Annotated in this window: 10 protein-coding genes and 5 pseudogenes; 9 read left to right on the forward strand and 6 right to left on the reverse strand. The window is 34.3% G+C overall.

Annotation, left to right across the window (positions count from 1 at the left end):
- Positions 1-13: 13 nt before the first annotated feature.
- The 4 genes from Wcon_RS00325 to Wcon_RS00335 all read right to left on the reverse strand — a co-directional run bounded on the left by Wcon_RS00325 (position 14) and on the right by Wcon_RS00335 (position 3,369).
- The gene (locus Wcon_RS00325; RefSeq protein WP_114516788.1) at positions 14-952 is read right to left on the reverse strand and encodes an IS110 family RNA-guided transposase; all 939 of its coding nucleotides are present in this window, start codon (positions 950-952) and stop codon (positions 14-16) included.
- A 96-nt stretch (positions 953-1,048) separates the two neighbouring features.
- Positions 1,049-1,171 carry a hypothetical protein gene (locus tag Wcon_RS12395; RefSeq protein WP_255565419.1) on the reverse strand — a complete coding sequence of 41 codons (123 nt, stop codon included), beginning with the start codon at positions 1,169-1,171 and terminating at the stop codon, positions 1,049-1,051.
- A 229-nt stretch (positions 1,172-1,400) separates the two neighbouring features.
- Complete coding sequence (gene secD / locus Wcon_RS00330; protein WP_114516789.1) at positions 1,401-2,906, reverse strand: protein translocase subunit SecD; 1,506 nt, start codon at positions 2,904-2,906, stop codon at positions 1,401-1,403.
- Between the two features lie 88 nt (positions 2,907-2,994).
- Entirely contained in the window at positions 2,995-3,369 is a 375-nt protein-coding gene (locus Wcon_RS00335) for a hypothetical protein (protein ID WP_237349943.1), read from the reverse strand.
- Positions 3,370-3,488: 119 nt separating this feature from the next.
- Between Wcon_RS00335 and hemC the strand changes: the two genes are divergently transcribed.
- The 4 genes and pseudogenes from hemC to pyrE all read left to right on the forward strand — a co-directional run bounded on the left by hemC (position 3,489) and on the right by pyrE (position 7,079).
- Positions 3,489-4,367 (forward strand): hydroxymethylbilane synthase, encoded by an 879-nt coding sequence (hemC, locus tag Wcon_RS00340; RefSeq protein ID WP_114516790.1) that lies wholly within the window; start codon positions 3,489-3,491, stop codon positions 4,365-4,367.
- Positions 4,358-5,241, forward strand: a pseudogene (gene murB / locus Wcon_RS00345) (UDP-N-acetylmuramate dehydrogenase). The gene hemC and the pseudogene murB overlap by 10 nt, the downstream one beginning before the upstream one ends.
- A gap of 68 nt (positions 5,242-5,309) precedes the next feature.
- Positions 5,310-6,487 (forward strand): annotated as a pseudogene (locus Wcon_RS00350) (dicarboxylate/amino acid:cation symporter).
- Between the two features lies 1 nt (position 6,488).
- Positions 6,489-7,079: an orotate phosphoribosyltransferase gene (gene pyrE / locus Wcon_RS00355; protein WP_114516791.1), complete on the forward strand. Its 591-nt coding sequence runs from the start codon at positions 6,489-6,491 to the stop codon at positions 7,077-7,079.
- A gap of 57 nt (positions 7,080-7,136) precedes the next feature.
- Here pyrE and Wcon_RS11640 read toward each other — a convergent pair whose 3' ends face one another.
- Positions 7,137-7,562: a hypothetical protein gene (locus Wcon_RS11640; protein ID WP_237349944.1), complete on the reverse strand. Its 426-nt coding sequence runs from the start codon at positions 7,560-7,562 to the stop codon at positions 7,137-7,139.
- Between the two features lie 275 nt (positions 7,563-7,837).
- Here Wcon_RS11640 and ligA point away from each other — a divergent pair, with 275 nt between their 5' ends.
- From ligA to Wcon_RS00380, 5 genes and pseudogenes are all read left to right on the forward strand, one after another.
- The gene (gene ligA / locus Wcon_RS00365) at positions 7,838-9,826 is read left to right on the forward strand and encodes an NAD-dependent DNA ligase LigA (protein WP_114516792.1); all 1,989 of its coding nucleotides are present in this window, start codon (positions 7,838-7,840) and stop codon (positions 9,824-9,826) included.
- Between the two features lie 299 nt (positions 9,827-10,125).
- A pseudogene (locus Wcon_RS12955) lies at positions 10,126-10,243 on the forward strand (IS481 family transposase); the annotation flags it as partial.
- Between the two features lie 210 nt (positions 10,244-10,453).
- Positions 10,454-11,794, forward strand: coding sequence for an ankyrin repeat domain-containing protein (locus Wcon_RS00370; RefSeq protein ID WP_114516793.1), 1,341 nt, complete (start codon positions 10,454-10,456; stop codon positions 11,792-11,794).
- 167 nt (positions 11,795-11,961) lie between these two features.
- Positions 11,962-13,428, forward strand: coding sequence for a type II secretion system protein GspD (locus Wcon_RS00375; protein WP_458694571.1), 1,467 nt, complete (start codon positions 11,962-11,964; stop codon positions 13,426-13,428).
- A gap of 335 nt (positions 13,429-13,763) precedes the next feature.
- A pseudogene (locus Wcon_RS00380) lies at positions 13,764-15,034 on the forward strand (MFS transporter).
- 7 nt (positions 15,035-15,041) lie between these two features.
- On the opposite strand, the pseudogene Wcon_RS12960 reads toward Wcon_RS00380, so the two are convergent.
- Positions 15,042-15,153: pseudogene (locus Wcon_RS12960) on the reverse strand (IS481 family transposase); the annotation flags it as partial.
- Positions 15,154-15,155 lie beyond the last annotated feature (2 nt).

The raw sequence follows: 15,155 nt of genomic DNA on the forward strand, positions 1-15,155 counted from the left end.
GGAATCTACCGTCTTAAGCGTCAAGATAAAAACTATTGTTTTTTACCATGGCATTTAAACAAATAATGATTTTTCTCATGACAGCAACTAATGCAACTTTAGCGGCTTTGCCAGAAGCAACTAAGCGCTGATAAAGAGCTTTCATTTTCCTGTTATGACGCATTGCGACCACAGCAGACATGTATAATGCTTTTCGAGCATAAAACCTGCCACCTATGATTTGAGCTTTGCTTACCTTTCTTCCGCTTTCATTAGTTTTTGGTGCAACTCCAATTAGACAGGCTATTTCTTTATTATCTAATCTACCAAGCTCAGGTACTTCTATGAGTAGGATACTCGCAATTTTGCGTCCAATACCTTTATAGCTAGTTAGAAGTTTGCTTTTTTCCTTCAAACCAGGGTCAGAGTCTATTATGTCTTCTATGTCTTGCCTAACTTGCTCTAATTGTTTTTTGGCAAATTCTATCTGCTTTACTATATATTCTCTGGCTTTTCCTGTCACATTATGTAAACGACACATATTTGCGTGAACATCATCGCTTAGATTACGCTCAATTGCTCTTAGTTCTTTTAGTTCTTCTTGTTTTTGTGAAACTATACATTCTACTACCTCATCGTTTTTTGTGATAAATTCAGCATACTTTTCTAGCAATTTTGCATCTAATTTGTCTGTTTTTGCAAAATGGTTACAAGCTTTCGCAAACGCATATACCCGGTTTGGGTGAGCTCTATGCACAACTATACTATGTTCTTGTAACAATTTTACGACAAGTTTTTCATAACCGCCTGTTGATTCTACTACACATAATTCAACAAATACATTAACTATTTTTGACTTTATAAACTCAGATATAGCTTTTTCTGCATTTTCTATACGCTGATGTTTATTGTTGATTGAAATATCAAGTGTCTCTTTTGAAACATCAATACCCATAAAAACTGTTCTAGCCATTTTTGCACCTATAAATTATAATCAAATAACAATATAAATGATGTACAGGATTGTGATTCGATCTTTTAGATCCCCCTACCGTTCGTACTACATTTTTTAAGCAAGGAGTGTACTGAGATTCCTACGATTTCTATCAATCAATCCAATTGACAGTATCACTCCTTGCTCATTATAGCCTTGCGACTTTGATTTAATATACAATCCAGTTTTCTTTACCAAAAGTGCCTCATTCTATAACGCAAAACCCATACTCCAATTAATTACTTGCAATCTGGATCCCAGTGTCAAGCACTGGGATGACAGTAGAAGAAGCACTGGAATGACATCACAAAGGCTACTCGAATGACATCTTCTTACGGATAATGCTCATGCAGCTGTGTGTCACGCACTGACCATTTATTCCTACATTTTTTTGCCTATCTTATTTTGTCACTCTGCTGAACAGATACTAAAGTGCTAGCTTCTTCGGGTTCACGCACAATTCTATCAGGAGTTTTGTGACTGTAATTGCAGAAAACATCGAGCATAAAACTCCTATTGATAAAGTGACAGAAAACCCTCTAATTGCTCCGCTACCAATAATAAACATTATTCCCGCAGCAATTAATGTAGTGAAGTTTGAATCAAGGATTGTTTTTATTGCATTTTTAAATCCTTCTTCAATGGCACGAGCTGTTCTTTTTCCTGCTCTTATTTCTTCGCGAATACGTTCAAATATCAAAACATTTGCATCCACCGACATGCCAACAGTTAGCGCAATTCCAGCAATTCCAGGTAGAGTAAGAGTTGCTTCAAGTAGGGTGAGAATGAGTAGTATGGAAGTTACATTAAAAACAAGTGCAACAGACGCCAATAAGCCTAACTTGCCATAAATAATCATTATAAATAAAGCAACAGCGATAATTGAAATTATCGCTGCTCTTTTTCCTGCTTTTATTGACTCTTCTCCAAGGCTTGGACCAATGTTTTTTTCTTCAATTATTTTAAGTGGTGCAGGTAGTGCACCAGATTTTAAAAGTATTGCAAGTTCGCTCGCTTGTTTTTCAGTGAAGTTACCGCTAATTTCTCCCTCTCCATTTAGAATTGGTTCACGTATTGTTGGTACAGTTAAGACTGTGTTATCTAGAACAATTGCAAAAGGCTTTCCTACATTTTCTTTAGTGATTTTCGCAAATCTTTTACTCGCTACGCTATCAAATTTAAAATGTACTGTTGGTTTACCTAAATTGCTGAATCTAACTGATGCATTGACCAATGAATCACCGCCTATTTCAGTCTTGCGGAATATTAGATAGGAATTACCCAAAGAATCCTTGAGCATAACCGTAGTTTCATAGTCTATATCTTGCAACTTTGCTACGTTAGTGTTTACCAAATGGAAAGCTAGCTTAGCTGTTTTGCCAAGCAGAGATTTTATCTGCTGAGTGTCTTCTACTCCAGGAACTTGGACTAATATCTTATTCTGTCCTTGTTTTTGTACACTTACTTCCTTAGTACCAAGCTTATCTAATCGCCTTTGGACATTAATTATCGATTCAGAAACTACTTCATTGATTAATGAATTCTTATAATTCGGTTTATATGAAATGAAAATTGAAGCATCCTTTCTACTCAGCTCTAAGTTTGGGTTTATTTTGTGGATTAACGTTGAAACTTTTTTGTAATCATCAATATTACTTAAAGTTACAACTATTTGTTTATCGTTTTTTATGCTACTTTGTGTTAACAGACCTTCTTTTATTTCATCGGCTAGCATGCTAGATTTTTCTTTAAAGTAGAAATCCAAGTCTACGTTCAGGAGCAGAGATGATCCACCTTTCAAATCAAGCCCTAGATTTATTCTCTTTTTTGAGATGAAAAACTTATTATCAAAGAAATTTGGCAGTGTTATATATAAAGATAGTAAAAAAATTAGTAATACCGAAAGAGATTTAACTATGAGCTTGTTTGGCATAAATTTAAACTATATTAGATGCATTGTAAACTGAATAGCTGCTAACCACAAGCACCTAAAAAAGATTAAGACTACTTAAAGCCCTAATCTATAATTGACGATCTGCAATTTGCTCTTCTGAAACATTATTTACTGAAGTGTTATAAATGTATGAATTAGGTTCAGAATTAGCTTTAAGATTCTCTATTTGTTTATTTTTTCTAATGCTATCAATCGGAAGGTAAATGCATAAACCAAGTATTGAAAAAGTAACTATAGTAGCTGGTATGTGAGTAGTAAGAAATTCACTATAACTTGGACCTTCCCAATCGAGATGATTAGATAGAGAAGGATGATAGGAAAAACTGGGAATTGCTACTGCTGTACTTAATGCTGTTAGAACGCTAGCGACAGTGACACTGAAAAGGGGTAAAACATTTTTTTTATTAAATCTGCCATTAGAATCTTTTAAAATATCAAACATATAAACTCCTCGATTACTAAATGTGCGTGATACTAAGAGCTAATTATAAGATGTTCAATAACTAAATTGGAGATAATAAAAAATGGGCATAGAATATAGACATACAATATGAAGAATATATGCTAGTTAAAATGGGTACGAGGGGAAGCGACCTTGCAATTGCCCAAGCTTTGGAAGCAAAACAAAGATTATTAGAGTCTTTTCCTAATCTATCCATTGAGATCGTTAAAATAAAAACTTCTGGTGACAAACATGCTAATGTAAACCTTGCTGAAATAGGAGGTAAAGGACTGTTCCTCAGAGAGATTGAGGCTGAATTGCTTGAGAATAATATAGATATGGCAGTTCATTCGTTAAAAGATGTACCTGCATTTTTCTCGAAGGATTTGGCAATCCCTTGTGTTTTAGAGAGGTTAAGTCCATGTGATGTATTTGTTTCTCATAAATATGAAAGCCTAAAATCCTTGCCACAGCAGGCTATGATTGCAACTTCTTCAATAAGAAGAAAAGTTCAGCTGCTAAATCTCAGGCCGGATCTGAATATAGTACCGCTGCGCGGAAATGTGACAACTAGACTGCAAAATCAAAATTTTGATGGAATAATTCTAGCTGAAGCAGGGCTGATAAGATTAAAAAAACATCACTCAATTACAGAGGTATTGCCATCGAAAGTCATGTTAAGTGCGGTAGGGCAGGGGGTAATTTGCATTCAATGTCGAAAGAATGATGTAAAAGTTATCGATCTTTTAGAGAAAATTAATAATAATATGTCTTTTATAAGGACAAAATCAGAGCGCAGTTTCATGAAGACAGTAAATGGTTCATGCTTTACGCCGCTTGCAGCCTTGGCAGAATATGTGAGTGAAAACATGCTGCATCTTTATTGTATGTTAGCAGACGAAAGGGGTATATACTTTACTGAGCGCACTTCGTTTGTAGAAGATGCAGAAAAAATGGGTATGGATGCAGGATTAGAGTTAAAGTCAAAATGCTTATAAGCTTACCTAAAGTACGCGGAATCTATCGTTATAATGTTTTAATGTCTAAAATGACATGGTTAAATGTTGGTGGCCAAGCTGATGTACTATTTAAGCCACGTGACATTGAAGATCTAATGTGCTTGATAAAAGATACTGAGTTACCAATTAGTGTTATTGGTGCAACATCTAACATAATAGTGCAAGATAGTGGCATTCGAGGAATAACGGTGAAATTAGGTAAGGAATTTGCGTATATTAAATGTAAAGATAATAACTCCATAATTGCGGGTGGCGCTGCGCTGCTTAGTAACCTTGCATACTTTGCTGGGGAACAAGAAATTAGCGGACTTGAGTTTCTTGCTGGAATTCCAGGAACAGTTGGCGGTGGAATAGAAATGAATGCAGGTGCATATGGTAGTGATATTGCAAGTGTTGTACAGTCGATAAGAGCAGTAAATCTAGAAGATGGAAATTTATATGAATTCTCCAGCGAAGAAATGGGATATTTTTATCGTGGACATAGTCTAAAAGGAAGGTGGATTTTTGTTGAAGCTGAGTTTAAAGGAGTAAGTTCAGAGTATGAGCTTATATTGCAAAGATTAAAGGAAGTTATTGATAAAAAAACAAAAGCCAACCAGTAGGAGGAAAAACTGCTGGCTGCATATTTAAAAATCCAAGAGGCTGCAAGGCATGGAAACTGATTGATGAGTCCGGCTGCCGAGGATTAAATAACGGCAGAGCTAAAATTTCTAAGAAACATTGTAATTTTCTGCTCAATTACAATAATGCAACTGCATTTGACTTAGAAAACCTTGGCAACAGAGTAAAAGATGCAGTAAAAGATAAATTTAACGTTGAACTTGAGTGGGAGATAAGGGTTTTGGGTAGATAGCTGCTTCCGGTTATTTTAACCTAATTCCAAAAATTATTGTATAATATGGTTTTGAGGTTTTATTTTCGATGCACAAACTTGCAATACTCTTTTCTATATTGCTTGCAGTCGTTGCTTACTACTTAAATAATGAAGTGATATTTGAAGTTGCAAAGCTATTTAGCGATATATTCATCAGTCTGTTGAAATTGATTAGCTTACCTTTAGTTTTTCTATCTATCGTGTCCACAATTTCCGGGCTTAAAGACTCAATTGAAATTAAAGTTTTACTTAAGAAAACACTACTTTATACGCTGCTTACAACCATTATAGCTGCATTTGTTGCGCTATCTTTCTATTTACTCGTGGATCCAGTAAGAAAAAATTTCATAAGTAACACAATAGAAAGTGTGAGTGACAGCAACCACAATTACTTTTCATACTTAAAATCACTCATTCCATCAAATTTTGTGCAAGTTTTTCTTGAAAATAACGTTATTGGCAGCATATTGATTGCTTTTTTGATGGGTGGAGCTATTATTTCGCTCTCAAAAGAAAAACAGGATATATTACACCAAATATTCTCTGCACTGTTTGATACACTTCTTAAAATTGCCCAAGGGTTATTAAAGTTTATTCCTCTTGCTGTATGGTCTTTTATCACATGTTTTTTATACGAGTTAAAAGGTGGCAGCGAATTCCATAGTCTTTTTTGGTATTTTGCTTGCATAATGTCTGCAAATTTCGTGCAAGCATTTGTGATTTTGCCACTACTCATGTGGTATAAAGGTATATCACCAATTCAAACGATGAAGGGAGTTATGCCAGCACTCACACTTGCATTTTTTCTAAGTCATCCAGTGCGACGCTGCCTACAACTATAGAATGTGTGCAAAATCAACTAAAGGTACCAAAGAAATTATCGTCTTTTATTCTACCAATATGCACAACAGTCAATATGAATGCGTGTGCTGCATTTATTTTAATCACAGTGATGTTTGTTGCAGAGATGAATGGGCACACATTTTCCTTAAGTGAGATGTTCATATGGATTTTCTTAGCTACAGGAGCTGCAATTGGCAACGCTGGAGTGCCGATGGGGTGCTATTTTATGGCAACTAGTTATCTGGTATCAATGAATGTTCCTTTGTACATTATGGGACTGATTTTGCCTATTTATACAATCATCGATATGTTTGAAACTGCAATAAATGTGTGGTCTGATGTCTGTATAACGCAGATAATTAATAAAGAATGTAAAACTTAAAATGATACTAGACAATCCGATAATAAAAGAATTTGAAGAAGCTGGTGCGATTTTGCACGGGCATTTTGTACTCTCATCAGGGCTGCACAGCGATACGTATATACAATGCGCTAAGATCTTTGAACATCCAAGCAGAGCGATGAAAATTTGTGAATTATTGGCGAATAAAATAAGAAAAGAACTTATTGAACCCATAGACTTAATACTATCTCCTGCAATTGGAGGGATAATAGTGGGTTATGAGATTGGCAGACAGCTTGGAATCAGAACAATGTTCTGCGAGCGTGTTAATGGTAAGTTTGAATTGCGCCGCGGATTTAAAATCAAACAAGGTGAAAAAATATTACTAATTGAAGATGTGATAACCACAGGTAAATCTTCACTTGAAGCAGTAAAATGTGGAGAAGAGGAGGGAGGTAAAGTTGTTGCTGAAGCTTCTTTGATAAAGAGAAATAGTGAAACAAAACTACCTTTTCCTATCATATCTTTGATTGAACTAAACATTCAAAACTATAGCGAGAAAGAACTGCCAAGTGAATTAAAACAATTACCCATAACGAAACCTGGGAGTAGAGAATATTTAACAAAGTAATTCTATATATGGCTAAGGTTTTTATGGGTTAAAAAACCCATAAAAACCCTGTTGTGATTAAAAATACACTAAATCTTGATTTTCACATGTTGCATTTTCTGCCATAAGAGACAATAATTCTGCGCTCTTATGGAGACTATTTGCACCAACTTCTAAGATATGAGATTTTGCTTCTGTAAGTTCACATTCAATCTTATCTATTTTCCCATTCAAATTTTTATGTGCATCTTTGATTAACTCATTCATTTTATCTTTTAAAAGTGCCCTTGCTTCTTTACTCTGTTCAGTAAGAAGATCATCTATTTTGTTTGTGATTTCAGGCTTTATAAGACTTTCAATTTTTCCTTCAATTTTTTTTACTTCATCTTGAGCTGCTTTTCTAGCTTCTGCTTTTAAGTCGTCACCCATTTCAGTTATTACTTCCTTCGTAACTTTTTTTGCTGCTTCATTTACGCCCAACATGTCTCTTATTGTACTACCCACGCCATATGCTAAAGGTTTGTAACTTGATTGACTTTCTGAATTTTTTAGTTCGTTCAGGTGTACTTCGTGGACTTTATTCTGTGTGTGATGACTTGGTTGATCGTCTCAACTATAGTTTCTCAATAATATATTCCTTAGTTTAAAATTAATACTAATATTAGTATTTAAATATAAATATTATATTAATATAGGCACTTTTCAGGGTAGTAGTATAAATTTATAGCGCCTTTAAAAAAAATTCATGACTTGACGACAAAGAGCATTATATTGGTATCATGACTAACTTAGAAAAGATGAGAGAGAAACTGCAAGATCAAATTAATTATCATAATGTCTTATATTATCAAAAAAGTAAGCCAGAAATAAGTGATGCTGAATATGATGAACTGAAGAAAAAGTTAGCTGGAATAGAGGCACAACTTCCACTTCCACGAGATTATGCAACACAAGATAGTGTTGGTGCTCCCCCTGATGAGAGATTTTCTAAGGTGGAACATCAAGAACCTATGCTTTCTCTTGAAAATGCTTATGATGAACAAGGTGTAGAGAAATTTTTGTCTAAAATAAAGAGGTTTTTAATTGAAGACGAAATAGAGATACTATGTGAGCCAAAAGTTGATGGATTGTCGTTTTCTGCAATTTATGAAGATGGAAGATTTGTTAAAGCTGCAACTCGAGGTGATGGTTTTGTAGGAGAAGATGTAACTCACAATGTTGCAACAATAAAAAGCTTTCCTAAGTTTTTACAAGGTGTGCAAGGAAGGCTAGAAGTAAGGGGTGAAATATATATCAGTAACAGTGACTTTTTGAAGTTAAATGAAAACAATGAGTTTGCTAATCCTCGAAATGCAGCTGCTGGTTCTTTAAAGCAATTGAATGCGGACATTACAGCAAAAAGGCCACTTAGATATTTTGCTTATTCTTTAATTGGTGGGATGGAGAAAAGCCAAAGTGAGGTACTAGAAAAGCTTGAGAAATTTGGTTTTTGCGTAAATGAGCATCGTTCCTTAACAAGTAGTTTGAATGGAATGCTGAAGTTCTATAATGAGGTCTATGATTGCCGCTATAACTTGGATTATGATATCGATGGAATAGTCTATAAAGTAAATGATTTTGTGCTACAAAGTCGTCTGGGAAGTACACACAAAGCGCCACGCTCAGCACTTGCATACAAGTTTTCTGCGGTTTATGCGAAGACAAAGTTAAATAAAATATTTATACAGGTGGGTAGAACGGGAGTTTTAACTCCAGTTGCAGATTTAGTACCAGTCAATATCGGCGGAGTGCTAGTTAGCAGAGCAAGTCTACATAACCAAGATGAGATAAAACGTAAAGACATAAGAGAGGGAGATGTTGTAACAATTAAAAGGGCAGGGGATGTGATTCCTCAAATTGTCAAAGTAGATGAAGGTTCTCGTCATACAAATATGCCTGAATTTGTGTTTCCTGACATATGTCCTGAATGTGGTAGTAAAGTGCAGATTGAAGGAGTGGCAGTAAGATGTCCTGAGGAATTTGCCTGTAAAGCTCAAATAATAGAAAAACTAAAACACTTTGTGTCAAAAGATGCATTTGACATTGTTGGCCTTGGTGAAAAACAAATAAAGTTTTTTTATGATCTTGGCCTAATAAGACAAATTCCAGATACTTTTGCTTTAGAGGAAAGATTAAAGGAATTTTCCTTAGAAGAGCAGCATGGTTGGGGCGAGAAGTCAATAGCCAATCTATTAAGTGCTATACAAAATAGAAGAGTAATCACTCTAAATAGATTTATATTTTCTTTGGGTATCAGATTTATCGGCCAAGTTGCAGCGGAATTGCTCGCAAATTATTATATTTCTTACGATAACTGGTATGATTCGATGTCATCAAATGCTGTTGAGTTAGTAGGTATAGATGGCATAGGAGAAAAAGTAGCTGAGTCTTTGAAATCATTTTTTTCTCAGGAATGTAACATTAAAATGTTAAATGATCTTACTGCATATCTGCAAATTCTTCCTATGAGTTCCAACTCTAGCAGTTCTGTTTTAAATAACAAAATTGTAGTGTTTACTGGTAAGCTACGTGCTACGAGCAGAGGGGAGGCAAAAGTAAGGGCTAAAGCTCTGGGGGCAAAGATCAGTTCAAGCCTTTCTGCTAAAACTGACTACCTAATTGCAGGAGAAGATCCAGGATCAAAATATAAAAAAGCAATGGAGTTAGGTGTGGAAATTTTAGATGAAGAACAGTGGAATAAAGTGGTGAGTTCAGAAGTGTCTGAATAACCATACGCATCAAGTTAAGGAAAAATGGCATAAGAAAGAAGAGAAGCAGTAAAAATTATTTTAGATATTAAACGATAAAATTAGTAATTTATAGACTCTTTTAAAAAAATTACCTTATTTTAGATCAAGATTTCTTAAAAAATAAATATAATAAATAAACCTTAAATGGTTGCTATATTGGGTGTATTCTCTTAACTTGACGCCTATGGTTTATTTTACACTCCCTATGTCTATTTTCGAATTTGCCTCATAAATCCCTCCCTCCACTGCTTCTTATACATCGCCATGCAACAAAGCCACCACATTTGAGTAAATATTGCTATGTAAACGTTTTTTGATAGTATGCATGTTGCTTTTCAGAAAAATATTAGTAGCATTAAACAAGATGCTGATATTAGTTTTCAATTCTTCTGTTAGTTAATTCACACCTGTCAGATCAAGTCTAAACCATTACATTTTAGTTGTATTAGATAAAACTTAAGCATGCCTTTTTAGTTAATCTTGACTTTAGCCATCCTCCTGCCCTTTTTCTTACCGTTTATCGCAAATCTCCCTAACGTTATCTCTTATAGATTCATTCAAACTTAATTAAGTGGGAGTATTGTTAATGTGAAAGAGGGAAATGGTATGGCACGTGAGGAAGACATACATCAATTAGTAGAAAGTGGTTTTGATATTAACTCAAAAGATGCAAGCGGAATCACTCTCTTGCATAAGTTTACAAAAGAAGGTGATTTAGTTGGAGTAAAATCATTACTAGAGCACGAAGCTGATTTTAATGTTGTGGACAACGAAAACAGAAATCCACTGCATTATGCTATTATGGATGGACATAAAAAAGTTGCTAAACTTCTTGTTAATCAATTAACAATTAATTCTAGAGATAAAAATGGATTTACTCCACTGCACCTTGCTACATTACAAGATGACACAGAGTTAATAGATTTTTTAATAACAAAAGGGGCAAAAATTAATGAAAAAGATGCTGAGGAGGGCTACACTCCTCTTCACATAGCTTCATTATACGGCTCTAAAAAGAGCGTCCAGACTTTAATTAATAGTGGAGCAAATCTCGAATGTGAAGATAACAACTTTCGCACTCCTTTATTTTTGGCCATTTATCAATGTACTACACATTATGAAAGTAGAGCAGAGATTATAGAATATCTGATAAAGAAAGGGGCAAATATAGAGGCCAAAGATTCAGAAAATAATACTACGCTTTTTCTAGCAGCGTATAACAACAAAATACAACTGGTAAAGCTTATTGTAAAGCAAGCAAAAGCTAGGTTAAAAGAGTTTATTTGCACAAAAAACAACCATGGTTTTGATGCACTGGATTGCGCTATTGAGCATAATAATAGGAAAATGGTAACATACCTTGTTTCAAAGGGAATAGAAGCAGATGACCAAGATTGTAGCGGTAATACCAGGTTACATAAAGTTAGCTATAATGGTGATACTAAAGCAGTTAAGCTCTTGCTGGAGCTTAAGGTAAATGTTAATGTCGTCACTAAATGTAACAGAACTCCTCTGCTACTTGCAGCTAAAAAAGGCCATGTAGAAATTGTAAGAATGTTATTAGCAGTAAAAGCCAATATGAATATTTGTGATCAACAAGGTTTTACACCTCTGCATCTTACTATTCAAAAGGATTATTTTGATATAGCTCAGCTGTTAATAGAAAAAGGAGCAATTAATTGTAGTAATGATTATATTGCAATAGATATGTTTATTGACAAGGCTCATAGAAAAAAAAATATCGAAGAAAATTACAAAAAATTTTGTAGATTTTTGATGCTTTACCTGAAAGAGCTAAATAGTAAACACAAAGCCTTTTGCGTACTTTCAATCCTAGCTCTAAGCTTAACAATTATAGGTTTACCATTTATTTTCAAGCCTATTATAAAATATAGAGAAAGAAGTAAAATATATAAAAAAATTAGGGCTATGCTGATCTACATTTAAATACAAGATAGAGTGTGCAAAAACATATTAGCCGCGGTGCTAACGAGTAGCGGAATGACGGTTGTCTAAGTCACTTTAGCTATAGCTAATATATGATAACTATCTGCTCGATGAAAATGAAATTAAATACATTTTTAACATTTTTATAGAAAACTATTAGTATAGACTTGTATGCTGCACTCATGGTTATTTTTAGATGTTTAATACTCCTTTTTATTATTTCTTGTACACATCTACCTACCAAGCAATATCCTATTAACATAGACAATTATAAGCACAATTACTTGTTGCAACAATACAATACTCCTTTGGAGAATAATGAACCAGCAATACCAGAAATGATACCTTTGCCGGTAGAATTTCCCGATCTTACAATCAGTAATCAGTTTCTTTCTATTAATGTTAATGAAGAAGTATCAGTAAAGGATTTACTGGTTGAGATAGGAAGACTTTCTGACGTTAACTTGGATATAGACCACAAAATATCAGGTAATATTATTTTAAAGCTAAAGGATAAGAATATAAATGAAATAATTCAGAATATAGCCAACAGTGCCAAATTGCGTTACTCAATAAATAATGGTGTAATTAGAATTGAACAGGATTTGCCATACGCACAAAATTATTACGTAGATTTCATCAATATTCAACACTCTGCTCAAAGCAATTTTGTCATTGGTAACAATATTACCGACAGCGATGCTGATAGAAACTATATGAAGTCTCAATATAGTAGTGACTTATGGAATTCGTTAGAAAAAGGCTTAAATGCAATAATGGATGTTAATGGAGTGGATGATGGTGAATTTCTTTCATCCAACAGAGAAGCTGGTGTCATTATTCTGAATGCTAGAAAAGATATTCACAAAGCTGTTGAAGAATATATTAATAAAGTTAAGAAATTGGCGTCTTCTCAAGTAATGATAGAGGCCAAAATAGTTGAAGTTATATTAGACGATAAATACCTTTCTGGTATCAACTTAAATGATTTGCATAATGAAACCAAATCTATGACAAATCAAGGTAACTCCATTATTGACCTAGCAATAAACTCTGATCTAGGGTATTTAGTAAAAAATCTAAATAAATTTGGCACTTCAAAGGTAATTTCAAGCCCTAGAGTACATGCTATAAATAATCAGCAAGCAATGATTTCATTTACTAAAAACCATATCTATTTTACTTCCGATATACAGAAAGATACCAGAAATTCTTTAATTACCAAGATGAATAGCACTCCAATAGGTGTGGTGTTAATAATCCACCCAAGCATTAACATTGATACTAATGAAATATTCATGGATATACACCCAACCTTATCAAGGATTAACGATTACACTAAAGACCCAAATATAGAATATGTCGCACAGCAGAATAAAATGAAATTAAATAGCGACATTCCAATTGTTGAAACCAGAGAAATGCACTCTACTTTAAAAGTTAAGAGCGGCGAAGTTATGGTAATTGGTGGGCTTATAGAGCATAGAAAAGATACTTCAAGCTCACTGCGTCAAAAATCAAAGAAACTGGCTAACAACTCCAAGACAGTAGAAACCGTTATCTTCTTGAAAGCAACAATCGTACCAACACTTGGTTTGTTAGACATAAAAGATAGGAATTTATATATATATTAAATGTATCCGTTCAGCAGAGTAGCAAAATAGGTAGACAAGATAAACCAAAAAATCAAGAAAAAGTGAGTTTACAACAAATGCAAGTAGCTACTGTACGAACATTTGTTCGCGAAGAAATATTATAGTAGGTTTTGCCTTAAACACAAAGGTGTCATCCCAGTGTCAGCTACTTGAATGACAGGGAAAGGAGTACTGGGATGACACCTGGTTATGCAAGAAATCTATTTCCAATTTTAATAATATTTAAATTGCTACATACGAACCATACGCTTGAGTTGCAAAATTCCAAAAAGAAGCCAAAATAAAAATAAGCAGACATTTACAAATTAAACTAAGTGTACAATCAGCAAACAAGGGTATTGATAGCAACGATACTCTGCAGAATCGCAATATGGTATGACCATATGCTCTTTATCGATCTGGTTAACATAATTAGTAGAGAGTTTTGTTGTGCAAAAGATGTCTACTACAGCATCCTGCAATTGTTTGGAATTGCAGGATTGGGTGCTATGGTAAGGCCACTTGGTGCATCTGTATTTGGTCACATTGGTGACAGGTATGGAAGGAGAATGGCGTTAACGATTGCTATCTTGCTAATATCGATTCCGTCTAGTCTCGTTGCGTTTATTCCAAGTTATAATAAAATAGGTATAACTTCTACTGTATTGCTTCTTACAATCCATCTGATACAAGGGATTGCACTTGGCGCTGAACAAGGAGGCAGTTCTGTTTATCTCATAGAGCATTTACCTAATAAGAAAAAACTAGGAATGTTTTTTGGAATAATAAGTTTTGGTCGCTCCATTGGTATATTGCTCTCTGTAATTGCAGTGATCATCTGCAAAAAAACACTGATTTTAACGCTTGGGGTTGGAGGCTGCCGTTCACTTTTTCAGCTATTTTAGGATTAATCAGCGCATATAGTATATACACATTAGGAGAAACTCCAGCGTATGAAAAAAATCGAGAACAAAGAAATTTACCTAATTTACCAATAATAGAGCTTACAAAACGCTACAAGAGAGCTCTGATACTTGCCATTTTAATATCTGTACCTGTTAATGTTGCTGTTGGATTTACCATATTTCTTAGAACAATTGCAAAAGAAATAGTGTCGGTTGAGACTTATGTAACAACGTATATCAACGAAGTTGTGCTCGTTATAACCAGTATATTAATGCCGATATCTTCAATAGTGCTTGGAATTTTAGCTGATAAGGTAGGAAGAGAGCGCACAGTAATCTTATTTATAGTGATCACAATGGTACTATGTTGTCCTATGTTATCTATTGCATATTACTATAAGAGCTATCTTATAATTATGTTGAGTGTGATGGTTCTTTCTATAATAGAGAGAGGTATCAATCCTATAGGGATAGTTACTGCTGAGCTTTTTCCTACCAATGTTAGATTTAGTGGTGTGAGCTTATCACGCAACATCTCTTTTGCCTTGCATGGTGGATTCACTCCTATGATATGCACTTGGTTTACTATAACATTCCCTAAAATAAACTTTGCTGCTGGGCTTTATATAGTCTTCTGCTTATTGATCAGCCTGATAGCAATATTGCAAATAAAGCCACAAGATAAAAAATGTGATTGGTAATTTTCTCTTAGCTGTATGGTCCCAGAGTGCAATGATGAGGATTTAGTATAAATAAATCAGGAGCATTGAGAACATATAAATTCAAAAGGGGTAAGACCTTTGGAAGCAAAAGGCCTTTTCA

Source organism: Wolbachia endosymbiont of Cylisticus convexus, assembly GCF_003344345.1.